Genomic DNA, 23,208 nt, shown 5'->3' on the forward strand with positions numbered 1-23,208 from the left:
ATGATGTTATTTTATATTTATAGAACTTGCCACCCTTTTGAGCCAATCAAGCTCCCATTTAATTCGCACACTCAAAGCCTCTATCTGCTGATTTATAAGATTATCTATTGTCTCTTCCTTTGAAGTAAGTGCCTTCATAGTTTCTAATGATTTGTACATATCATCATACTGATTAACCTTATTGTTGTACTCGTTCATTAGCATGGAAGATATCTTATGACTATCTATAATCTCAACCGATTTCTCATGAACCTGAGTCATCTTTTTATATAGTTCTTCTAGTTTAGTTGTATCCATTTAGTTTATCCTTTAGTGTCTGCGTTTCTATGATTGTCTAATTAAAATACTTAAGCAGCTCCTTGCAGCGTTCCATTGTCATTGTTGCATAGATATCATTGTAGTCAACAGCTGCCTGACTACCACCTAAATGCTCTGAGGTAGCTCTTTCAGCACTAGCATCTCTATCCTTAAGCCACTGTCTTTGCTCCTCAAGAGCTTTGTTAAATGTATCTTCATCTGTATTGTACTTTATTATTCTCCAGATATAGTTAAGACACTCATCCGAAACTCTAATCTGATTTGATGTAGCCTCTACCATATCTACAGTAGTAGCTGCCTCTGAAAGTAGGCCCGCATAATAATCATAGCTCTCTTTATATGTATTATAAGTACTCTCAGCATCTTCCTTAGGAGTCATTCTAGTAGAGCTTGTAATACCCTGATTTTCATTAACATTTACAAGTGCCATATTTTCCAGTGTATCCTGCTGATCCTGGTAAGAAATAAACAGCCAAGTTCTAACTTCCTCATCAATTTCTGAAACAGGTTTACCTGGCATATAAATTTCTACCATATCAGCATTATTAAGTGCATAAGGTGTTAATGGAATATACCTTACACCATCTTCAATACTTTCCTTGTCATCATTTAAGATTGTGATATCCTTCATATGCATTTTATATGTGAATTCATCCACCTTTTGAATGTTTTCAAAATGACCTTCATATTCGCAGTAATAAATTGTTCCATCAGGATAATCATCACCAGTATCACCCATATCAGAATCATGATAACTGCCTTGGAAGCTGCCATCCTTTTCTATATCAAAATCATCTTCCCATCCACCTGCACCACTGGTAAATGAATAGCTATATTTTGCTAAATCCTCAAATGTAATTGTAGTATCATTGGCCTTGGTTGTTTCTGTAACATCATTCTCTGCCTTATTTGTGTCTGTTGTATCACCTACATCCTTTGTATTATTTGTACTTTCCTCATCCACTGTAGTATCAGCTCCGCTTCTATTTACCAAGAAATAAACACCACAGCCAGCCACAAGCACTAATGCAACCGCAATCAAAACAATACTTATTCTTCTTTGAGTCCTTTTCTTATGTCTTTTGTTCATCGTCATTCTCCTTCTAGTGTCATCAACACTAATAATTTCATTTTAATACAATAGTAATCCTTTTACCATGACTTCTTGTGGGCTGCTTAAGAAAGAGCCAACAACAACTTGAAGTTGCCAAATAATATTTTTCTTCAGAAAATATTGGTATAGCTCCAGTTCCTGTTTTCTGATAAAAAACCAAAACCTATGACTTCTTGCTGACAAAACAAGGAAATTGTCAGCAAGAATCCTGCTTTGCAGGACATGAAAATAGATAAATCTATTTTCATGGTATTTACGATTCCTGAAAAACTGATGTTTTTCAAGAATCTATACAAACCCATTTTCCATGAATCTACTACCTACACATATTAATTGCTCATAGATAGTAAGGCTTTCCACAAAAGCTACTATCTAAACAAGATTTTCTTTCTAAGATAGTAGCTATTTTTGCTACCCTTACTATCTACACATATTTTTTCCTCATAGATAGTAGCCATCTACAGAATAACTACTATCTATGCCATATTTTTCTTTTCAGATAGTAGTCCAACCTTTAATTACTACTATCTGCTGATAGATTTTTCTCGCAGATAGTAATACCTCTGAAAAGCTCTACTATCTATATCCATTTTTCTCTGTAAGGTAGTAGTAAAAGAGAAATTTATTACTATCTGCCAAGCTTTATTCCTATAAGATAGTAGCATCTACTTAATCTAGATATAGCGCATTAGCTATTCTGCATTAAATCAGATATCTTTTAATTTTGTCCTCTACGAGTTTTACATCAATCCCTATTCCAGTAGCCTCAGCGGTAACAATTAAATTATCCCCTACTACAATTTTGGATTTTTCATACTTCGCAAGCTTTGCTAGATTCTTTTCTGAATATCCTACATCAGACCCTAGTCCAAAATGTTCCCAAAAGAATGTCTTTCTTTCTCTTAGATTTAAAAGGGCAAAATCCGGATAGCTCTTTCGTCCATCAAATAATGTGATTTCTGGTTCATATTTATAGATTACTCCGTGCTTATCAAATAAATCTGCCAAAATCTTTTCTGATTTTGAGCGAACCTCCTCTCCTTTATTGGTAGTGTAAGATGTAGTTAAATCAAATGTGTTTTGCTCACCCGTAAATTTGTTATTCCATTCTTCAATAAATTCTTTATCCGTTTTTATTATGGGCTGCACCAATCTCTTTTTTCCTTCTGCTAAAACTTCATATGATTCACTAGTATGTGCTACATTATATTTTTTTACAAACCTTTCTATGGTCTTTTCCTGGGTGTAAAGATTGATGAGTAGTTTTTCATAATATTCTTTTTGAGCCAATCTTTTCGCTATGTCTCTTTCTGAAGAAGCTATGTATTTCAAATCTCTATTTTCTTCTCTATAATAGTACTGATAACAGCCATTGCTTTTCTTTTGCACTAAAGTGTAATTCATAACATCCTTATATTTTTCTAGTTCTTTTAAAACATGCTCCTTCTGCCTTTTTATAAGCTCCAATTCTTCATTTAATAATTTTATATTCATATACTTTTACATCCTTTCAACAGACTTTACTATCTATACAAATTTTTTAACAGCAGATAGTAGCTATTTTTTTAGACCTACTATCTACATATAATTTTCTCGCACAGATAGTAGCCCTATCACCTACAACTACTATCTATGCCTATTTTTTCTTCACAGATGGTAGTCATTCAACTGTCCATTACTATCTGCAAAGTTTTTCTCTCTGTAGATAGTAGTCATTCCTATTTTTACTACTATCTAAACTTCTATTTTCTTCACAGATAGTAATACTCTATAATTTCACTACTATCTGTAAAGCAATTTTTACCCAAGGTAGTAACAACTCCAAAAAACTTACTATCTAAAACCATTTCCACAATACAGATAGTAAAATATCTCACTTCGCCCCTATATATTCATCCACACCACCTACCCTCACTCTCACGCGGCCAGAATTCATGGTGTAATATACTTTGCCTGCCGCGGATGAAAGGCGTTCTACGGCCTCGGCGGATGGGTGTCCGTAGCGATTTACTTTAGCACAACTTATTACAGCCACATCAGGTGACAGCACTGATAAAAACTGCTCGTTTGAACTATATTTGCTGCCGTGATGACTGACCTTTAGCAAATCAACATGCCCAACCTGACCGCTAGCTGCTATTGCCTTTTCCTGTTCTGCACCTATATCTCCTCCGAAGAAGCCTGAGTAGTCACATTCTCCGTCGCAGTCTTTATCATATTCCATCAAAAGAGACAATGATAAAGCGTTAATATCATCAGAGGTAATTCCGTCAAATGGATATACGCATTTAAAGGATAAATGCTTGGTCCCACAGATGTCGCCCTGACTCATGTAAACAATATTTGTACCATTAGCCTGAGCCAAAGCAATAAGCTGGTTCAAGGTATCTCCACTAGGAATCTCAGAAGAAAGTACGATATTATCAATTCTGTAGCCTGTGCTAAGAAGCTCCAGCACACCAGAAACATGATCTAAATCCATGTGGGATAAAAACCAATAATCAATATGCCCTGCTCCCTTGTATTTCAAAAATGGCAACAGAGTGTACTTTCCAACAGCATCCGAGCTGGTGCTACCACCATCTATAAAAAATCTAGCTCCATCACCAGAGCTTATATAGATTCCATCCCCCTGTCCTACATCTATAATATCCACCTCAAAGCCTTGCTTTTCTGGTATGAGCCAAACAACGACACAAATCAAAGAAAGAACAATGGTCTTAACAAGCATAGCTTTATATCCCTTTAGTATTTCCCTTGGATTATCCTGTGGCTTTTTGCCAAGCAATGTGTATTTTACAAATTTAACTACCTTGGAAAAATTCACTACTACCAAAAGCACCAAATAATAAACAACAATCTGTAATAATCCATGCCTTCCTATGATTACTTTTGAAAAAGGAATATCTAAAGTATGTGCAGCTATTACTTCATATAGGTAGATTATATAATGAGGCAAGTATAATATGATTTGTGCTGCCTCTATACTAATAAGCCCTGTGAAACCACCAAATAAACCAAATGCCAAAAGAAATGGCATAAGCGGTAATACCAGTCCATTTAAAACAACAGAATATAAAGGTGTTTCGTAATAAAAATAAGTCACAATAGGCAGCATAGCCGCTGTGATACCAAATGAAAATATTATGCTAGAGACAATCCACTCTCTAACCCTATCGAAGATAGGTGGCTTTTCATCATAGTTAAATCCATTATCGGAAATACGAAGTCTTTGCTTCCATTTACATATATTTTTATAGTTTTCACTTATAGGCAGTGCAATAAAAAGAATCCCTATTATTGCCCCAAAGGAAAATATAAAGCTTGTATTTTTAATATAAAGAGGATTTTCAAATAACAGTAAATCCGCCATAACAGCAAGGGCTGTTCTTGAATCATAGGCTTCACCTAAAATATCAGCCAGAATGTATATCAAAAACATGCCTATTGCCCTAACAGAAGAAACACTTCCCCCAGTAAGCATGCCATACAAAATCGCTACCACGCCTGCTAAGCAACCACTGCCAAAAAAGCCTAACCCACGATTTCTAACAAATCTATAAAGCGCCATACACACCACAGATACGTGCAATCCTGAGACAGCCAAAATGTGAGCAATACCAACCATCTGAAACAATTCTCTCAGTTGTATATCAAGCTCACTTTTATTACCAATGCATACGCTGCCTAAAAATCCAGCCTCTTCGCCACTAAGACATTGATTGTATACACCTTGGATGTTCTTACTTAACCTATAGAGAATATCAAATCCAGTAATTACACCAGTATCAACTGCCTTTACAGCTACATTATCAAGCCTGAAATAATAGCCTAAAGAATTATAGTAGTCTCTTTCATCAACCCCACCTTCATTGGTAGCTCTTTTAAATAGACTAATATTTCCTTCAATATTTAATTTACTTTTGTTTGGAATTTTATCGGAATCTAATTTGAATATAAAAGAAGTATTTGTTAATGTGCCATTTTCACAGTTCACAGTAGCATCATTAACATAATAAATAGTTGAATCTTTTTTGATTTCCTTACGAACTATATTGCCTGTTGCCGTAACACTAGCGCCTTCAGAAAAATGCTCAGAAAATGCGTCAGCCTTAGTGTATGCCCCTATTAAATCCAAGGGGCCATACACACTAAAAGCAACAATAAAAATATATACCAAGGAAATCATGCATAGCTTTCGCCGCAAGTTATTTCCTCCATTTCTAGCCTAACTATTCAGCTGGCACCTTTTCATCTTCTGTGTAGCCCTCTGAATAATCTTCATCTAAATATTCCTGCTCATCTTCAAAATTAAGATTTTGTTCATTAATAATATCTTCGTTTCTGGATATTGCCTTAGACATATCTATATCCACGTTTGATATATGTGGAGTCTCACCATTAACAAGTATCTGAACCTGCTTAACATTGTCTAGCTCTGTAAGAGAATTGACAATGGAATAAACAGTAACATTCTCTGTTACACCAGAAACAACAGTTTCAATGGCTCCATCAAAATTGACGATACACACACCATTTTCTGAAACTGTAATAGAATTAAGCTTAGTTCCAGTAGGTATAGCAGAAAGCAAGCCATCTGTATCTGGTCCCTTTAGAAGCTGGTCTATAACAAGCTTTTCTAAGGATACGTTTCTGCTATAGTATACTTCCCTTGTTTCAGGCACTGTAGATACACCATCAGCGCTTGCAAAATACAATTTCAAATCTGTATGCAAAAGTGAATCTGTTTCCTGTCCAAAATCCTCTATAAAGGTATCAGCACTCATTGCACCAATTGCCTCCCCTGTAGAATCTGTAAGTGGAGAATCATTCACAAAAATAGAAACAGAATTAACCCCTTTAATTTGAACCAAGGTCTTAACAATAGCAGCCCTAACTAATATTTCAGTGTAGGTATCTAATGATTCATAATCTCCCACTAAATAAAGGTCAAGACTTTTATTATTAAGCTCCCAATTCTTTACATCAACGCCAGAAGGTATTGTATTGATAGCATCTATATCATCAACATCAGAAGCAAGCTGTTTAAGGGCCTCCGAAATAGCACCGTCAGTATCTGTACTCTCAAAGTTGTACTTAAATGGTATAATACCAGCCTTGTCAGCCCTGACATAATATATCTTTCCGTTAGATATAGCGGTAGTCTTTTCACAAGCCATGGTACACAAAGACATTACAACTATCATCAAAATAGAAAGCACACGTTTTAGATTTTTCATTTAGTGCACCTCCTTTTTAATATAGTTAAGTGGAACTCTTACATCAAATGTTGAGCCCTCACCAAGGGTTGAACGAACCTTAATCTCACCATTATGCATAGCAATAGAGCTCTTGGTAATAGCAAGTCCAAGACCTGTTCCACCTATTTCCCTGGAATGAGATTTATCAGCACGATAGAATCTCTCAAAAATATGGTCAACTGAATCCTCAGGTATACCAAGACCATTATCCTCTACCTTGATGTAGAAGAATTGATGATCTGAATTAAGAGAAATATGTACCCAGCCGCCTTCATTATTATATTTAATGGCATTTTCTACAAGGTTTGTAATAACAAGTGTAAACTTAACCTCATCAACCTCTGCAACAACAGGCCTAAAGGATTCATATACAACCTCCACGTCTGCCTTTTCCGCAATAGGCTTAAGGCGCTTAAGTATATGGTCTATAAGCTCATTGATATTTACAGGAGTAACATTAAGCATCGCTCCACTTTTATCCATTCTAACAAGGCTAAGTAAATCGTTGATGATTTTAGTTTCACGGTCAATCTCATCCCCGATATCCACCATGAATTCCTTGTACATCTCTATAGGAACATCCTCTGAACCATTAAGAGAATCAGCAAGTACCTTCATAGATGTAAGAGGTGTTTTAAGCTCATGAGACACGTTAGAAACAAACTCCTGTCTAGACTCATCTATAGAGTGGAGCTTACCAATAACCTCGTTGAATTTATCCGTAATATTCTCGACTTCAGTAAATGATTTTTCCTCCGGAAGAAGGGTATCAGATTCTCTGATAATTGAATCCAGGGAATTAGACATTTTCTTAAATGGTCTGGAAAAATATATATGTGCAAAAATCGCAAGTATAATGGTCAATGCAAGTATTACAACTGCACCTATTAATATATAAGAATAAAATGTATCCTCGTTTTGAACCATATAGTCCATGGACTTGTTCATAACAAGTGCCCCAACAATATCGCCATCAGAATTAACAAGTGGCACTGAAACGATAAGATAATTAGTCTCCTTATCATAATGGTACAAGGATTCTCCCTGCATTGAATAAATAATATTTTCCCAAATTACAGTTTTTCCAATATCTGCCATAAATGAATCCCTAACGATTTTTAAAGCAGAATTGATAATGAGAATACGACCATTATAGCTGTCAGCGACAGACTTAAGCTTTGTATCTAGTACCTCGTTATCCTCTCCTTGAGCATAACCGCTTGTAACTATTTGATTATTGTAGGAAATTGCTTCCGCCATAAGATTGGTGGCATCTGTGTGAATAGAAACTGATTCGTATGCACGCAAAGAAATAGGCACACATACCATAAAAGGTAAGATGCCTATGACGATTATAATAAATGCTACTTTAAAACCAATACTGCGAAAATAATCCAAGCTAAATTTATTTTTCATTTTAACTCACTTTACATATAATAATAGCCTACACCCCATTTTGTACGAACGTACTTAGGCTCCTTTGGGTTAGGCTCGATTTTTTCTCTGAGACGTCTAACATGTACATCTACTGTTCTTTCATCTCCTGGATAATCCTCACCCCAAATCTTATGCAACAAATCCTCTCTAGAGAAAACCTTCTTTGGATTTGTAACAAGCAATACAAGCATATCAAACTCTTTAGATGTAAGATTGTATTCTTCTCCTAATATGGTAAGTCTACGATTGCTCTTATCAAGAACTAAATCACCATCCTCGATAACATTCTCTTCCCTGTGCTCAGTTCTAACTGACTGTCCAAGAGATGCTCTTCGCATGATTGCTTTTATTCTAGCCTTAACTTCAAGGATATTAAATGGCTTAGTAATGTAATCGTCTGCGCCATATTCCAATCCAAGGATTTTATCCATATCATCACCCTTTGCTGTAAGCATAACGATAGGCACAGTGGAAAACTCTCTGATATTCTGACAAACCTCAAAACCATCAAGCTTTGGAAGCATTACATCAAGAAGAATCATATCGTAATGATTTGATGTAGCAAGGTCAAGAGCCTCCTGTCCATCATAAGCACAGTCTACCTCCATGCCATCCTGTTCCAAGGAAAATCTAATTCCCTTAACTATGAGTTTTTCGTCGTCTACAACTAATACTTTTTTTGCCATTTCTTCCCTCTAAACCATTCTTAAATTTTGATAAGTGAATTTATTTGATTGAAAATGCCATCGCCTATTCCAGACACCTTTTTGATATCATCAATTGAAGAAAAGCTTCCATTGGCTTCGCGATATGCCACAATCTGATTTGCCTTTGATTGCCCAATACCCGGTAAGCTCATAAGCTCTGTAGCGGTGGCTTTATTTATGTTGATAAGTCCATCATCGGCTTCCTTAGCTTCTTCCTTGGCTTCAAGCTCTTTAATTTCATCTGTTGTAAAGATATATAGCTTTTGACCATCCTCTAAGACTGCCGCCTGATTTATATCATTATCGTCTGCTGATTCAAGTAGACCACCTGCAGCTTCTATTGCTGCATAGACTCTAGAGCCTTCCGGAAGTTCGTAAACATCAGGCTTTTTAACAGCCCCTGCCACCTGAACATAGATTGTAGTTGGCAGAACATCATCCACCACCTGTTCCTTAGCAGCGCTTTCGTTATCTACTTCTTCCACTAGCTCTGTTGATTGAAAGTATGATGCTTTACTGCAGCCTGAAAATAAAAAGAGGCTACAAAAAGCAAGATAAAATAATTTTTTCATTAAATCTCCTTTTCACATTAAGGAGATTACAATATCGTCTTGCTTATTGTAGCGAATTTTTTTATATATTACAAGAGTTTTACAGAAATATGTCAAGGGTTTTTTCGATTTTTTCTTTAAACTCATCAATATCCTGTTCTGTAATAACAAGTGGTGGTAAAAGTCTAAGAACATCTGAACCTGCCGACAACACAACAAGGTGTTCATCTAAAAGTGCCCTGGTTACAACCTCCTTTACAGGAATAGTAAGAACAAGGCCTTGCATAAGCCCCATTCCTCTTCTTCCGGTAACAAAATCGTATTTTGCCACCAATGTGTCAAGCACCTGCTCAAAATAAGCTGTAATCTCATTAACATGATCAAGGAGCTTATAATCCTCAAACATATCTAATACCTGTGAAACTGCAGCTGTACAAAGTGGATTACCACCATAAGTAGTTCCATGGTCTCCTGGTACTAAGGAATTATCTGCCACATCCTCTGTCACCGCAAATGCTCCTATTGGAACGCCATTTCCCAAGGCCTTAGCAGTTGTTAGAATATCAGGCTTAATTCCATACTGTTGATATGCATACATACTTCCAGTACGACCCATTCCACATTGAACCTCATCAAGAATAAGAAGTATTCCTTCCTCATCACACAGATTTCTAACCTTTGTAATGAATTCCTTATCAGCAGGATACAAGCCTCCCTCACCTTGAACAGTCTCCATAATAATAGCGCAAGTCTTATCAGTAAGATTAGCAAGAACGCTGCCAAAATCATTGAAGGTAGCAAATTTAACGCCTGACATAAGTGGATAGAAAGGCTCTCTATAATGGTCAGTGCCTGTAACAGAAAGGGAGCCTACTGTTCTACCATGGAAAGAGTTTTCCATAGCTATTATTTCATATTCATCTGAACCCTTTTTATTGTATGCATATTTCTTAGCGGTCTTAAGTGCTCCCTCGATAGCCTCCGCACCAGAATTTGTAAAGAAAACCTTATCCATACCTGATGCTTTACAAAGCTTTTCGGCAGCCTCAATCATAGGCTGATGATAATATAGATTTGATGTATGAGTGATTCGCTTTACCTGGGCAATAAGAGCATTTTCGTAATCTTCATTTCCATATCCAAATGCCATTACACCTATTCCAGAAGCAAAATCAAGATATTTTTCATCTACTTCATCATATAGATGCACCCCTTTACCATAATCAAATACTACAGGAAATCTATTGTACACATGAAAAAGATTTTCCTCAGCCTTTTCAATCATCTGTTTTTTATTCATTGTAATACCTCGTATCCTTATCTCCTATAATTGCTGTTCCAATTCCTTTGTTTGTAAAGATTTCAAGAAGTAAACAATGTGCAATTCTGCCATCCAAAATATGCACTCTAGAAACCCCTTCCTCAATCGCTTCGATACAATTATTAAGCTTTGGAAGCATGCCTCCACCAATAAATCCGTCTCCAATAAGCTTCTTTGCCTCTTCTACAGATAGCTCAGAAATAAGTGTGTCTGGGTCATCCTTATCCTTGTAAACACCTTCTATATCAGTTAAAAACGCAAGCTTTTCAGCACTAACAGCCTTTGCAATGGCACATGCAGCATCATCAGCGTTGATATTATAGGTTACAAAGTTTTCATCCATTCCTATAGGACAAACGATTGGTAAGAAGTCTTTTTCCAATAAATCCGTAAGAATCTTTGGATTAACCTCTGTGATTTCTCCAACAAAACCAATGTCCTTGCCGTCAGAAAGCTTTTTTTCCACCTTTAATAGGCCGCCATCCTTGCCGGAAATTCCTATGGCATTAACTCCAAGAGATTGAACATTCTGTACTAAGGATTTGTTCACCTTATTAAGAACCATCTCAGCTATTTCCATTGTAGGCTCATCTGTTTTTCTAAGTCCATTAACAAACTCAGGGGTCATACCTGTTTTTTCAACCCACTTGGAAATTTCCTTACCGCCTCCATGAACAATGATTGGCTTAAATCCAACAAGTTTAAGAAGTGTCACATCCTGTATAACCTGCTTTTTAAGCTCCTCGTCAATCATGGCACTTCCGCCGTATTTAACTACAATAATCTTACGATTGAAGCGTTGGATATATGGCAATGCCTCGATTAATACTTCTGCCTTATCCATTGCTTTGTCCATTACCTTCTGCATACTTACGTCCATAACATCCTCCATATTAGCTGCGATAATCTGCATTAATCTTCACATAATCATAGGTCAGGTCACATCCCCATGCTGTGGCACAAGCTGTGCCCTCATGCATATCAACATATACAGTGACTGCATCAGCCTTCATTATCTTAAGTGCCTCATCCTCATCAAATACAATAGGTGTTCCTTTATCAAAAACCTTAAGTGTGCCATTTTCACTTTTAAAATAAAGCTCCACATCATTTTGATCAAAATCAGCTCCTGAATAACCCATAGCACATAGGAATCTGCCGAAATTAGCATCGCATCCAAATATTGCAGCCTTTGATAGATTAGAGCTTACAATGGCACGGGACAATGTCTTGGCATCTGCTTTTGATTTAGCGTTAACTACTGTAGCTTCAAAAAGCTTGCTGGCTCCTTCACCATCTGCTGCCATCTTCTTTGCAAGAGCTTCACATACGTAAGCTAATGCTTCCTTAAATGTATTATAATCTTCACCCTTTTCAGTAATCTTAGGATTTTCAGCAAGGCCATTTGCCATACATATAAGAGTATCATTTGTAGATGTATCGCCATCTACGGTAATCATATTGAAGGTGTCTGCAACCACATCACTGACCGCCTCCTGAAGAAGGGATTTTTCGATTGCCAAATCTGTTCCAAGAAAAGCAAGCATTGTGCACATATTAGGATGAATCATGCCTGAACCCTTGCTCATGCCGCCAAGAGTAACAGTTTTTTCACCAATCTGAAACTCTACTGCAAGCTCTTTATTTACAGTATCAGTTGTCATTATGGCCTTTGATGCTTCTGTTCCAGCTGCTATGCTTTCATCTAATTTAGCTGACATCATATCTACGCCAGCTACTAACTTGTCCACTGGAAGCTGCATACCTATAACACCTGTAGATGCAACAGCAACTCCCTTATATGGAACATCAAGCTTTGCCTCTACAGCCTTAGCTGTGGCTTCACAGGCATCAAAGCCTTCCTTACCTGTGCAGGCATTTGCAATACCTGAATTAATAACAACTGCCTGCAGGGGCTCTTTGGATTTTACAATCTCCATATCCCACTGAACGCAAGCCGCCTTTACCACATTAGATGTAAATGTTCCTGCACTAACACATGGTGCCGTAGAATATACAAGAGCCATATCGGTTCTACCTTGATATTTTATCCCAGCTGCAGCACTAGCTGCCATAAACCCCTTTGCTGCAGTAATTCCTCCATTAATCTCCTTCATAATCCGCTCCTATTTATTGAATGCTATTATATTTTCATCATTTAATACAAAATCATACACATTTAAATCAGTACGTGCTTTCCACTGCTCTGACTTCCAGAAGCTGTTTCCAAGCTCGTTTTCTGTAAAGGCTACAAGCTGTATCTTGGTAATCCCCTCAGCCTTAAGCCTAACCATAGCTTCCAGGGCCATGGCTCTTCCGATACCCTTTTTGCGATAGTCCTCATGAACACATACATGATAGAAGCAAGCGTGTCTGCCATCATGTCCTACCAGAATAGTTCCCACTATTTTATTATCAGCTACCGCTACTACAGAAAGATGTGGGTTTCTATCAAGCATTCGCTCAACCCCTTCTTTGGAATCATCGATGCTTCGCATAGCAAAGCCGTGGATTGTAGTCCAAAGCTTATAGACTTCATCATAATCTTCCTTTTCCATAGTTCTGATTGTGTAGTCCATATTAACTCCTAAATTAAGTGAAATCTGAAAGGTATCTTTTGTAATCATAGGTCCCTCCTTATTGCAAATTAGGGATACATTGGTGCAAAATCAAGTCCCGTTTTTTCATCAAGTCCAAATAATATGTTCATATTCTGAACAGCCTGTCCTGCAGCTCCTTTTACTAGATTATCAAGGGCGCCCATCATAACAATTCTTCCAGTACGCTCATCAATCTTGCAGCTCACATCCACAAAATTGCTGCCCTCAACCCATTTTGTTTCAGGGCACTCACCATATTCCAAAACTCTAACGAAAAACTCATCATCATACATATCATGATATGCCTTCATTACCTCTTCCTTAGTTGGAAGCTTCCCATCCTTCTTATTAAGGGTGGCATACTCTGTAACAAGAATACCTCTATTCATAGGAACCAAGTGAGGTGTGAAGTTAATCATAATCTCTTTACCACAGGCGTATCCTAACTGCTCCTCAATCTCTGGTGTATGTCTGTGGCTGGTAACTCCGTATGCCTTTATGCTTTCGTTAACCTCGCAATAAAGATTAGGGAGCTTAGCCCCCCTGCCTGCACCACTTGTACCAGACTTAGCATCAATAATAAGAGTAGAAGGGTCAATAAGACCAGCCTTAACAAGTGGATAAGCTGTAAGAATTGAACATGTGGTGTAGCAGCCAGGATTAGCAATAAGTCGCACTCCTGCTTCCTTATCCCTATTGATTTCACAAAGTCCATATACAGCCTCTTCTATAAACTGAGGACTTGCATGCTTAATGCCATACCATTTTTCATATACAGATACATCCTTGATACGATAATCAGCAGACAGATCGATAACCTTACAATTATTTAGAATCTCTTCTGTAAGAACCCCAGCCAAAAAGCCCTGTGGTGTAGCAGTAAAAATAACATCTACCTGCTTCGAAAGCTCTAGGATATTATCATCCAAGCACTTATCCTCCACCAAAGTGAACATGTTCTTATATATAGAAGCAAATCGTTCATCCACATAAGATTTTGAACCATACCATACAATCTTAACTTCTGGATGTCCGTATAAAATTCTTACAATCTCTGCTCCTGCATAACCAGTAGCTCCAATAATTCCTACTTTTATCATACCCTCAAGTCCTCCTAATAAACGTCTGAGTAAATTGTAGTACAATACTTTTATGAAGTAAAGTGTTACAGTAAATTTTTATCGATTAATTATGCATAAATATACACCGTAATTCCTACATTTTCAACATCATTTTTCACAAATCTCATTTTTATACGTTATTTATGCATATATTTACACTTGTATTTTTGACTTTAATGTAGTAAAGTATGAATCAACAAAGCCAAATGGCTTACAGGGAGATTTTTAATACACTATAGATTAAGGAGAATTTAAACATGGCACAAGAAAAAGTAATACTCGCTTATTCAGGCGGACTTGACACAACAGCTATCATTCCATGGCTAAAGGAAAACTACAATTATGAAGTAATCTGTTGCTGTATTGATTGTGGACAGGGGGATGAATTAGACGGACTTGAGGAAAGAGCTAAGCTCTCTGGTGCATCTAAGCTTTATATTGAAGATATCGTTGATGATTTCTGCGATAACTACATTGTTCCTTGCGTACAGGCAGGTGCCGTATACGAGAACAAATATCTTCTTGGTACTGCTATGGCTCGTCCAGGTATTGCAGCCAAGCTTGTAGAAATAGCTAGAAAAGAAGGTGCTACAGCAATCTGCCACGGTGCTACAGGTAAGGGTAACGATCAGATTCGTTTCGAGCTTGGTATCAAGGCTCTTGCACCAGACATCAAAATCATTGCTGCATGGCGTAGCGACAAGTGGAACCTTCAGTCTCGTCAGGAAGAAATAGACTACTGCAAGGCTCATGGCATCGACTTACCATTCTCAGCAGACCAGTCATACAGCCGTGATAGAAACCTTTGGCATATTAGCCATGAAGGTCTTGAGCTTGAAGATCCTGCTACAGAGCCGAACTACGATCACCTTCTTGTACTTACTACTCCACCAGAGAAGGCTCCTGAGACACCTGAATATGTAACACTTACATTTGAAAAGGGTGTTCCAACATCTGTAAACGGAAAGAAAATGAAGGTAAGCGATATTATCAAAGAGCTTAATGTGATCGGTGGCCGCAACGGAATCGGCATTATCGATATTGTAGAAAACCGTGTTGTTGGTATGAAGTCACGTGGCGTATATGAGACACCAGGTGGAACAATTCTTATGGAAGCACACGAACAGCTTGAAGAGCTTATCCTCGACCGCGCGACATTAGAGGTAAAGAAAGAAATGGGTTCAAAGCTTGCACAGGTTTGCTACGAAGGCAAATGGTTCACACCACTTTGTGACGCTATCCAGGCCTTTGTAAAATCAACTCAGGAATATGTTACTGGTGAAGTTAAGATTAAGCTTTACAAGGGCAACATCATCAAAGCAGGCACTACTTCACCATACTCACTCTACTCAGAGTCACTTGCATCATTCACAACTGGTGACCTTTACGACCACCACGACGCCGAAGGCTTCATCACACTCTGGGGCCTCCCACTAAAGGTACGTGCACTTAAGCTTCAAGAAAATAAGTAAAATAAAAACACTATGTAGCATAAAACCTACATAGTGTTTTTTTAATCTCTAGACTCACAGACGATTAGGTAGCCCTCGTCCACGTGGATGGTGGCGAAGTCATCTACGATTTCGTTGCTGACTGTGAGGGTGTTGAAGCCCCCTAAGGTGGCCCGATGAAGTGGATATTTGAACCCCTTCATGGTGACGCCATCTGCGAAGCCTGCGTATGGAAATACGGAAATGTATTTGCCGAATTGGTTGCCCTTTTCTAGTTCTAAAGTCCAACCTGGGGCAAGCATTAGGATGTAGTTGCGCTCGTCCACAAGGATAACATCACGGTCGTGCTTTAGGCCAAGGCCAAGTAAGTTGATGTTTCCTAGAGTGTGGTCAATGCGGGCGCCTGTGCCACCTAATATGTAGATTTCATCTATATCTTTTGTACGTTTAAAAGCTATGAGCAACGCTGCTTCTGTATCAGTATCATCCTTTATAGGATTAAGCTTTACTATTTCTGCACCTGACTTCTCAATACTAGAAAAACCTTCGTCAGAAACAGAATCAAAATCTCCAACAACAATATCAGGGCTGACACCAATCAACTGACATGATTCAAAACCACTGTCGCAAGCAATAAATAAAGTCTTATCAAATGAGTGGTCCGCTATAAATCCTTTGGCAAATTCAGGATTAAGCTTACCTCCTGCTATTATAAAAACTATCATCTCATTTTCTCCAATAGTGCTTCGGCGTTAGCTTTTACATCGCCCTTGAATACAGCCGAGCCTGCTACAATGATATTGGCACCTGCATCAAGTGCATCATCAATGGTGTCTATGTTAATACCACCATCAACCTCAATATCAATTTTCACACCAAGCTTATTGCACAAATCACAAAGCTCGCGAACCTTATCAATAGTGTAAGGGATTAGCTTCTGCCCACCAAATCCCGGGTTAACTGTCATAATAAGAACCATATCTACCTTATCAAGTACATGCTTGATAGTAGAAACTGGTGTAGCCGGATTAATAGCAACGCCAGCCATGGCTCCACATGATTTAATCAAATCAATAGTAGCATCTAAATGCTTGCAGGCCTCTGCATGAACAGTGATAATATCTGCTCCTGCCTCAGCAAAATCCTTAATGTATCTTTCAGGATCAACAATCATAAGATGTACATCAAATAACCTGTCGGTGTACTTGCGAATACTTTTAAGTACTGGCATTCCATAACTGATACTAGGCACAAAAACCCCGTCCATTACATCAAAATGAACATACTGTGCGCCAGCATCATCGATAAGCTCAAGCTGTTCCTTTAATACCCCAAAATCAGCTGATAAAATTGATGGTGCTAAGCATTTTTCCATTTTAATCACCTATACTTGTTATTCCTTTCGTTTACCATTTCCCCATAGATTTGCAGATAATTTTCATATCTGCTCTTTGCTATTTCTCCATTTTCCACTGCAAGCTTTACCCCACACTTAGGCTCCTTATCATGAGCACAGCCTGTGAACTTACAGTTAGCCGCCGGTCCAATAAACTCCGGAAACAGCGTATATAAATCAACTGGTTCCAGCTTCGGAACAAACAGCGATGAAAACCCTGGCGTATCCATAATGAATGTATCTTCCCCAAGATACAAAAGCTCAGAATGTCTAGTGGTATGCTTTCCTCTTCCAATCTTTTCGGAAACCTCTCCCGTTTCCATAGATTGGCCCTCAGTTAGCATATTTACTATAGAGCTTTTCCCTACACCAGATGGTCCTGCTACAGTTGATGTTTTACCTTGCAATATCTGTTTTATTTCATTAATACCTTTATCTTCCTTAGTAGAAGAAAAAATAACCTTATAGCCTGCCCTTTCATAGGTATCTCGCATTTTTTGCTCGAACCCTTCATCTGCAATATCCTCTTTATTAAAGCAAATTACAATAGGCAACTCCTGCTCTTCCATCATACACAAAAATCTATCAAGAAGATTAAGATTAGGTTCAGGATTCTTAGTAGCAAAAATGAGCAATGCCTGATCTACATTTGCTACTGCAGGTCTGATTAATTCAGTCCTGCGTGGCAAAAGCTTAACTACATTGCCCGTTTTTTCCTCTTCAGAGATGACATCAATAATGACGTCATCTCCTACAAGAGGTTTTATCTTATCTTTTCTGAAGGCACCCTTTGCCTTACATTCGTAGATGCCTGAATCTATTACATGTACATAATAGAAACCTGCAATTCCTTTGATAATCTTTCCTGTCATAGATTAATTGGCTGTTCCTTGTACAGTCTGTGTCTGTGCTGTTCCCTCAACACCTTCTACAGGTGTAAGTGTGACTGTAAGCTGTGACTTTGTAACATCTGATATATTGATTGCACCACTCTTTGGAATAGTACCTGACTTGTTAAGCTCAGCAATTGAATATGTGCAATCACCTTCAAATGGATTAGCAATTGTGTAATTGTATGTAGTGGCCTTTGCACCCTTGCTGATTACAAGTGTAATTGTTGTATTAGCTGCAACCATCTCACCTGGAGCAATTGACTGGCTGATAACCTGTCCCTGTGGAACACTATCAGAAAACTCTGATGAAGTGCTTGTAACAACAATATTCTTTGCATCAAGTACTGTTGTAGCCTCTGCCTGAGTAAGACCAACAACACTAGGAACTGCTACCTTCTTAGAGCTGTCTGCATCTGTAGAAGTGTTAGCGTTTGAATCAGTTGCTGGTGTCTGTGTAGTAGCATTGTTTGTATTACTATTTGCATTATTGCTTGTGCTGTTATTTGAGCTATTTGAGCTGTTAGAGCTTGTGCTATTACTGCTTGAACTACTGTTATCCTTTGAATCCTGGTTTGAAGAATCACCTGAAGCAGAACCATTATCTGCTGATTCATCACCTGCAACAGTAAGTCTAAGTGTATCATTTAAAGAGAATTCATCACCCTCTTTAGTAGACTGATTCATTACAACACCGTCTTCATAGTCATCAGTATCCTCATAAGAAACTAAAATATTGTCCTCATCCAAGCCAATACCAGCAAGCTGTGATTCAGCCTCCTCTAACTGGGTACCAACAACATTAATCATTTCTACCTTTTTAGCGCCAAACTTAAATATATCAAAATGTGTACCTAAAATAGCAACAAGAATAACTACGATTGCTATACCAGCTACGATTCCAGAAATAGTGATAATCTTATCCATTCTAGAATCATCTTCCTCATCCTCATCGTCGTAATACTCATCGTCATATTCGTCGTCATAGTACTCATCATCGTAGTACTCTTCTTCATCATCATCGTATTCGTCATCGAAGATAAGAGCCTGGGCAGCCTTTTTAGTAATAGATTCCTCCTGCTCAGGAGTAATACGGCTCATAACCTGTGTCTTACCAAGATCTGAGGCTTCCATAATCTGAACAAAATCCTCATTAGGACTAACAAGAGCCTTCTTTAAATCCATAAGCATGTCAGAGATAGTTGGATATCTTCTGTCTGGCGACTTCATTGTAGCCTTAAGGATAATCTTCTCTAATGAAATAGGTAGGTCTGGTGCATAAGCACTAGGTGCTACCATCTCTTCCTGCAAATGCTGAATGGCAATGGCAACTGTGTTATCTCCATCAAAAGGTACACGTCCTGTAACCATTTCGTACATAACAATACCAAGAGAATAAATATCACTCTTACCATCAACAAAACCATTTCTAGCCTGCTCAGGTGATGAATAATGAACAGAACCCATCACATCAGCATGTATTGTGTTAGAGCTTGCTGCTCTGGCAATACCAAAATCAGTAACCTTAACCTTACCCTCTGTAGAAATGATAATATTCTGAGGCTTAATATCTCTATGAATAATGCCCTTCTGGTGAGCAGCCTCAATACCACGTCCTACCTGAATAGCAATTGAGATAGCTTCTTTGAAATTAAGCTGTCCTTTCTTTTCGATATAGGTCTTAAGGGTAATACCCTCTACATATTCCATAACGATGAAATACATGCCATTCTCAGAACCTACATCATAGATGTTAACAATATTAGGGTGCTCTAAGCCTGCTGCTGACTGAGCCTCAGTTCTAAACTTAGCAACAAATGTTGCATCCTCAGAGAACTCCTGCTTTAAAATCTTGATAGCAACTTCTCTTCCTAAAATATGATCCTTAGCACGGTAAACATCTGACATTCCGCCAGCGCCTACCTTATCAATTACTTCATATCTGTCTGCTATAAATACGCCTTGTGTAATCATTTATTCTCCTTTTTACTACTCAATAATTATGACTGAAACATTGTCCTTGCCACCATGTGCATTGGCAAGTTCTATTAACCTGTTACCACGATTTGCAATGGTATTATCAGATGTAATCACTGAAAAGATTTCATCATCATCAACCATATTGGTTAAGCCATCTGAGCAAATAAGAATGTGTTCACCGCCGTTAATGGCTACATCAAAATAATCTGGAACAATAGTGCTTTCGGCACCGATTGCTCTTGTAATCATATTCTTGCGTTTATCATACTTGGCATTTGCCTCATCCAGCTCACCAGTACGAACCAGCTCTGCAACCACTGAGTGATCCTTGGTAATCTGCTTAAGTTTGTCTTTGCCAGCAACATACAACCTGCTGTCACCTACATTAGCTACGTAAAGATGTCCATCAAAAACAGTAGCCAGTACCAGTGTAGTTCCCATTCCAGCCTTAGTTGGGTCTGTCTTGGATTCAGAATATATTCTGTTATTTGCAAGCTGTATCGCCCTTTCAAAAATCCTGACAGTTTCAAGCTCTGTAGAATTCTTGATTTCATCTACTATAATCTCTACGCATTTAGCGGAAGCATAATCTCCAGCCAGCTCTCCGCCCATGCCATCTGCGACTATATATAGATTTGGCAATTTACCAACTCTTTCATCGGAAGAAAAAATGCAGTCCTGATTGACATGCCTTTTAATTCCAACATCTGTCTTTTCATAGCTTATCATTAAATAGTCCCTTTCGAAGCGTTCATGTCTGCATGTCGCTTTCTCAGTTGTCCACAGGCCCCGTCAATATCGCGACCCATTTCCCTTCTAATAGTAGCATTATTCACATATTTTTCAATCTTTTTTTGGAATGAATAAGCCCTGTCCATAGAAGGTGACTCAAAATCCCTTTCCTTTATTGGATTAACCGGAATAAGGTTAACATGACAGTTCAAATGACCTATCAGCTGTCCCAATTCCTCTGCATCCACATCTCTATCATTAACACCTGAAACAAGCGAATACTCAAAGGTAATTCTTCTACCTGTTTTGTTGAAGTAATATTCGCAGGCTTCTATCAGCTCATGTATCTCGTATTTGTTTGCAACTGGCATCAGCTCCTTTCTCTTCTCCTGATTAGGAGCGTGAAGAGAAATAGCAAGAGTGATTGTTAAATCCTCATCTGCAAGCTGCTTAATCTTTGGTACGATTCCACATGTACTAACCGTAATGTTACGCTGAGAAATGTTTAGTCCATTCTCATCAGATAATAGTCTAACAAATTTTACGATATTATCATAGTTATCCATTGGCTCCCCAGTGCCCATAACTACAACATTAGATACGCGCTCGCCTGTATCTCTTTGGATGGCATAAATCTGTCCAAGCATTTCTGCTGGAGTAAGATTTCTAACCCAGCCATCAAGTGTTGATGCGCAGAATCTGCATCCCATTTTGCAGCCAACCTGTGAGCTGATGCAAACAGAATTACCATGCTTATAGCTCATCCAAACGCTTTCTACCATCTGTCCATCAAACAGCTCAAAAAGATATTTTCTGGTACCGTCGATTTTGGAAACCTGCAAATCGATTTGCTTAAGTGGTCTGTAATTACAATTAGCCTTAAGCTTGTCCTTGAGAGAATTAGGAATGTTTTTCATCTCATCATAGTTGAGGGCCAAATGCTTATGCATCCACTCATAAAGCTGCTTTGATCTGAATTTAGGCTCACCTAAATCCTTTGTAATATAATCTGTTAGTTCTATTAAATTAAGCGACCTAATGTCTACTAGTTCTTTTTCATTACACATATAAAAAATCCATCATGTTCTTTATCAGGTAACAACTGTTCCATAGTCTCAATTGTAAACTCCTTATGTGAACTTAAGAAGTTTTCTACCTGATTTTCGTTTTCATCCTTGTTTATTGTGCAGGTACTGTAGCAAAGTGTTCCACCTGCCTTAACATACCTTGCAGCGTTTTTTAGTATCTTAGCCTGAAGCATAACCAGTTCATCTAAAGATTCTTTTGTCTGGTTGTATTTAATATCAGGCTTTTTTCTGATTATGCCAAGACCTGAACATGGCAAATCTGCAATTACTACATCGTACTTGTTTTCAGATGATTCGTCAAATACTGTGGCATCAAACTTCTGAGCCGTAACATTTGTAGCACCGGTTCTTTGAATATTTTCATTGATTAGCGCAACCTTAATATCAGTAAGGTCTCTTGCAAGTACTGTGCCTTTTGAAGCAAGCTCAGCTGCATGCAGCGCCTTTCCTCCTGGTGCAGCGCATAAATCAATAACTTTATCATCTTCCTTGATACCAGCTTTGTATGGAACCAACTGGGATGAATAATCCTGAATGTAAAATAAGCCTTCATTAAATTCTGGAATTGATGTAATCACATTAAAGCCTGCTATATAAAGTGCACTAGGAATACTATCGCATATACGAACTGATATATCTTGTGCTTCAAGCTTATTCATAAGCTCTTCTCTTGTAATCTTGCTTAGATTAACTCTAATGCAAAGCTCCTCAGGCTCGAAAAATCCCTTCAGAATCTCTTTAGTCTTATCTATACCATAATCAGTATTCCACTTATCTACAATCCACTGAGGCATTGAATACTTAACACTTAAATCTGTAATATTAAGATTACCCTTATCCCTTGCAATGCTTCGTAAAACTCCATTAACAAACCCAGATAATCCAGCAAAGCCGCGCTTCTTAGCAAGCTTTACATATTCATTACAGGTTGCAGAATCTGGTACTGCATCCATATAATATATTTCAAAAGCACCCATTCGCATGATTGTACGAATAAGTGGTTTCATCTTTTTCACCTTTGTTTTGGAGTAGCTGTTAATAATGTAATCAAGCTCAATCATTCGTTCCACTGTGCCATTAACAAGACGAGTGATAAAAGCTCTTTCACTTTTTTCCAGATATCCATATTTATCTAAAACTGCCTTAAGATAAATATGGGAAAACTGGCCATGCTCCAAAATCTCAATCAAGGTATCAGCTGATATTTCTCTGATATTAATCCCTGCCATTTACTACCTCAC

The 23,208-nt window shown here is 38.0% G+C and carries 21 protein-coding genes; 1 reads left to right on the top strand and 20 read right to left on the bottom strand.

Translation table 11 applies throughout. The features are described 5' to 3' along the window. Positions 1 to 6: 6 nt before the first annotated feature. The 13 genes from IJ535_RS06495 to argC form a co-directional block, all read right to left on the bottom strand. Positions 7 to 297: a hypothetical protein gene (locus IJ535_RS06495; RefSeq protein WP_294300298.1), complete on the bottom strand. Its 291-nt coding sequence runs from the start codon at positions 295 to 297 to the stop codon at positions 7 to 9. Between the two features lie 37 nt (positions 298 to 334). After that, complete coding sequence (locus IJ535_RS06500) at positions 335 to 1,408, bottom strand: lysozyme inhibitor LprI family protein (protein WP_294300300.1); 1,074 nt, start codon at positions 1,406 to 1,408, stop codon at positions 335 to 337. Between the two features lie 726 nt (positions 1,409 to 2,134). After that, positions 2,135 to 2,926, bottom strand: a complete 792-nt coding sequence (locus IJ535_RS06505) for a hypothetical protein (RefSeq protein ID WP_294300302.1) — start codon at positions 2,924 to 2,926, stop codon at positions 2,135 to 2,137. A gap of 379 nt (positions 2,927 to 3,305) precedes the next feature. Further along, a complete protein-coding gene (locus tag IJ535_RS06510; protein WP_294300304.1) occupies positions 3,306 to 5,639 on the bottom strand; it encodes a DNA internalization-related competence protein ComEC/Rec2 in 2,334 nt (777 codons plus the stop codon). Positions 5,640 to 5,664: 25 nt separating this feature from the next. After that, positions 5,665 to 6,672, bottom strand: a complete 1,008-nt coding sequence (locus tag IJ535_RS06515) for a GerMN domain-containing protein (RefSeq protein WP_294300306.1) — start codon at positions 6,670 to 6,672, stop codon at positions 5,665 to 5,667. Then, the gene (locus IJ535_RS06520; protein ID WP_294300308.1) at positions 6,673 to 8,109 is read right to left on the bottom strand and encodes a sensor histidine kinase; all 1,437 of its coding nucleotides are present in this window, start codon (positions 8,107 to 8,109) and stop codon (positions 6,673 to 6,675) included. Positions 8,110 to 8,120: 11 nt separating this feature from the next. Then, entirely contained in the window at positions 8,121 to 8,816 is a 696-nt protein-coding gene (locus tag IJ535_RS06525) for a response regulator transcription factor (RefSeq protein WP_294293491.1), read from the bottom strand. 20 nt (positions 8,817 to 8,836) lie between these two features. Continuing rightward, the gene (locus IJ535_RS06530) at positions 8,837 to 9,409 is read right to left on the bottom strand and encodes a helix-hairpin-helix domain-containing protein (protein ID WP_294300311.1); all 573 of its coding nucleotides are present in this window, start codon (positions 9,407 to 9,409) and stop codon (positions 8,837 to 8,839) included. Between the two features lie 79 nt (positions 9,410 to 9,488). Then, the gene (locus tag IJ535_RS06535; protein WP_294300314.1) at positions 9,489 to 10,688 is read right to left on the bottom strand and encodes an aspartate aminotransferase family protein; all 1,200 of its coding nucleotides are present in this window, start codon (positions 10,686 to 10,688) and stop codon (positions 9,489 to 9,491) included. After that, positions 10,681 to 11,589: an acetylglutamate kinase gene (gene argB, locus IJ535_RS06540; protein ID WP_294300316.1), complete on the bottom strand. Its 909-nt coding sequence runs from the start codon at positions 11,587 to 11,589 to the stop codon at positions 10,681 to 10,683. The genes IJ535_RS06535 and argB overlap by 8 nt, the downstream gene beginning before the upstream one ends. Positions 11,590 to 11,602: 13 nt before the next feature. Further along, positions 11,603 to 12,826: a bifunctional glutamate N-acetyltransferase/amino-acid acetyltransferase ArgJ gene (argJ, locus tag IJ535_RS06545; RefSeq protein WP_294300318.1), complete on the bottom strand. Its 1,224-nt coding sequence runs from the start codon at positions 12,824 to 12,826 to the stop codon at positions 11,603 to 11,605. 9 nt (positions 12,827 to 12,835) lie between these two features. Beyond that, positions 12,836 to 13,336, bottom strand: a complete 501-nt coding sequence (locus tag IJ535_RS06550; RefSeq protein ID WP_294300320.1) for a GNAT family N-acetyltransferase — start codon at positions 13,334 to 13,336, stop codon at positions 12,836 to 12,838. A gap of 20 nt (positions 13,337 to 13,356) precedes the next feature. Beyond that, entirely contained in the window at positions 13,357 to 14,409 is a 1,053-nt protein-coding gene (gene argC / locus IJ535_RS06555) for an N-acetyl-gamma-glutamyl-phosphate reductase (RefSeq protein WP_294300321.1), read from the bottom strand. 278 nt (positions 14,410 to 14,687) lie between these two features. Here argC and IJ535_RS06560 point away from each other — a divergent pair, with 278 nt between their 5' ends. Beyond that, complete coding sequence (locus tag IJ535_RS06560) at positions 14,688 to 15,902, top strand: argininosuccinate synthase (protein ID WP_294300324.1); 1,215 nt, start codon at positions 14,688 to 14,690, stop codon at positions 15,900 to 15,902. 41 nt (positions 15,903 to 15,943) lie between these two features. On the opposite strand, the gene IJ535_RS06565 is transcribed toward IJ535_RS06560, so the two are convergent. From IJ535_RS06565 to rsmB, 7 genes are read right to left on the bottom strand one after another with little or no spacing between them, the layout of a single operon-like run. Then, positions 15,944 to 16,606 carry a thiamine diphosphokinase gene (locus IJ535_RS06565; RefSeq protein ID WP_294300326.1) on the bottom strand — a complete coding sequence of 221 codons (663 nt, stop codon included), beginning with the start codon at positions 16,604 to 16,606 and terminating at the stop codon, positions 15,944 to 15,946. Further along, positions 16,603 to 17,256, bottom strand: a complete 654-nt coding sequence (gene rpe, locus IJ535_RS06570) for a ribulose-phosphate 3-epimerase (protein ID WP_294300329.1) — start codon at positions 17,254 to 17,256, stop codon at positions 16,603 to 16,605. The genes IJ535_RS06565 and rpe overlap by 4 nt, the downstream gene beginning before the upstream one ends. 5 nt (positions 17,257 to 17,261) lie before the next feature. Further along, entirely contained in the window at positions 17,262 to 18,149 is an 888-nt protein-coding gene (gene rsgA, locus IJ535_RS06575; protein WP_294291724.1) for a ribosome small subunit-dependent GTPase A, read from the bottom strand. Positions 18,150 to 18,152: 3 nt separating this feature from the next. Next, positions 18,153 to 20,141 (bottom strand): Stk1 family PASTA domain-containing Ser/Thr kinase, encoded by a 1,989-nt coding sequence (pknB, locus tag IJ535_RS06580; protein ID WP_294300332.1) that lies wholly within the window; start codon positions 20,139 to 20,141, stop codon positions 18,153 to 18,155. A gap of 15 nt (positions 20,142 to 20,156) precedes the next feature. Further along, positions 20,157 to 20,876, bottom strand: a complete 720-nt coding sequence (locus IJ535_RS06585; RefSeq protein ID WP_294300335.1) for a Stp1/IreP family PP2C-type Ser/Thr phosphatase — start codon at positions 20,874 to 20,876, stop codon at positions 20,157 to 20,159. Beyond that, positions 20,876 to 21,946: a 23S rRNA (adenine(2503)-C(2))-methyltransferase RlmN gene (rlmN, locus tag IJ535_RS06590; RefSeq protein ID WP_294300338.1), complete on the bottom strand. Its 1,071-nt coding sequence runs from the start codon at positions 21,944 to 21,946 to the stop codon at positions 20,876 to 20,878. The genes IJ535_RS06585 and rlmN overlap by 1 nt, the downstream gene beginning before the upstream one ends. Further along, positions 21,925 to 23,196 (bottom strand): 16S rRNA (cytosine(967)-C(5))-methyltransferase RsmB, encoded by a 1,272-nt coding sequence (rsmB, locus tag IJ535_RS06595; RefSeq protein WP_294300341.1) that lies wholly within the window; start codon positions 23,194 to 23,196, stop codon positions 21,925 to 21,927. Before rsmB ends, rlmN begins: the two co-directional genes overlap by 22 nt. Positions 23,197 to 23,208 lie beyond the last annotated feature (12 nt).

It is taken from the genome of Pseudobutyrivibrio sp. (genome assembly GCF_017471675.1).
Classification (GTDB): Bacteria; Bacillota; Clostridia; order Lachnospirales; family Lachnospiraceae; genus Pseudobutyrivibrio.

Coding starts and splice junctions, on each gene's coding strand:
- rpe (WP_294300329.1), bottom strand. CDS start 17,256: ATGGAAAAATGCTTAGCACCATCAATTTTATCAGCTGATTTTGGGGTA.
- argB (WP_294300316.1), bottom strand. CDS start 11,589: ATGGACGTAAGTATGCAGAAGGTAATGGACAAAGCAATGGATAAGGCA.
- pknB (WP_294300332.1), bottom strand. CDS start 20,141: ATGATTACACAAGGCGTATTTATAGCAGACAGATATGAAGTAATTGAT.
- argC (WP_294300321.1), bottom strand. CDS start 14,409: ATGATAAAAGTAGGAATTATTGGAGCTACTGGTTATGCAGGAGCAGAG.
- IJ535_RS06525 (WP_294293491.1), bottom strand. CDS start 8,816: ATGGCAAAAAAAGTATTAGTTGTAGACGACGAAAAACTCATAGTTAAG.
- IJ535_RS06515 (WP_294300306.1), bottom strand. CDS start 6,672: ATGAAAAATCTAAAACGTGTGCTTTCTATTTTGATGATAGTTGTAATG.
- IJ535_RS06550 (WP_294300320.1), bottom strand. CDS start 13,336: ATGATTACAAAAGATACCTTTCAGATTTCACTTAATTTAGGAGTTAAT.
- IJ535_RS06505 (WP_294300302.1), bottom strand. CDS start 2,926: ATGAATATAAAATTATTAAATGAAGAATTGGAGCTTATAAAAAGGCAG.
- rsmB (WP_294300341.1), bottom strand. CDS start 23,196: ATGGCAGGGATTAATATCAGAGAAATATCAGCTGATACCTTGATTGAG.
- IJ535_RS06565 (WP_294300326.1), bottom strand. CDS start 16,606: ATGATAGTTTTTATAATAGCAGGAGGTAAGCTTAATCCTGAATTTGCC.
- IJ535_RS06520 (WP_294300308.1), bottom strand. CDS start 8,109: ATGAAAAATAAATTTAGCTTGGATTATTTTCGCAGTATTGGTTTTAAA.
- rlmN (WP_294300338.1), bottom strand. CDS start 21,946: ATGTGTAATGAAAAAGAACTAGTAGACATTAGGTCGCTTAATTTAATA.
- IJ535_RS06585 (WP_294300335.1), bottom strand. CDS start 20,876: ATGATAAGCTATGAAAAGACAGATGTTGGAATTAAAAGGCATGTCAAT.
- rsgA (WP_294291724.1), bottom strand. CDS start 18,149: ATGACAGGAAAGATTATCAAAGGAATTGCAGGTTTCTATTATGTACAT.
- IJ535_RS06560 (WP_294300324.1), top strand. CDS start 14,688: ATGGCACAAGAAAAAGTAATACTCGCTTATTCAGGCGGACTTGACACA.
- IJ535_RS06495 (WP_294300298.1), bottom strand. CDS start 297: ATGGATACAACTAAACTAGAAGAACTATATAAAAAGATGACTCAGGTT.
- IJ535_RS06500 (WP_294300300.1), bottom strand. CDS start 1,408: ATGAACAAAAGACATAAGAAAAGGACTCAAAGAAGAATAAGTATTGTT.
- IJ535_RS06530 (WP_294300311.1), bottom strand. CDS start 9,409: ATGAAAAAATTATTTTATCTTGCTTTTTGTAGCCTCTTTTTATTTTCA.
- argJ (WP_294300318.1), bottom strand. CDS start 12,826: ATGAAGGAGATTAATGGAGGAATTACTGCAGCAAAGGGGTTTATGGCA.
- IJ535_RS06535 (WP_294300314.1), bottom strand. CDS start 10,688: ATGAATAAAAAACAGATGATTGAAAAGGCTGAGGAAAATCTTTTTCAT.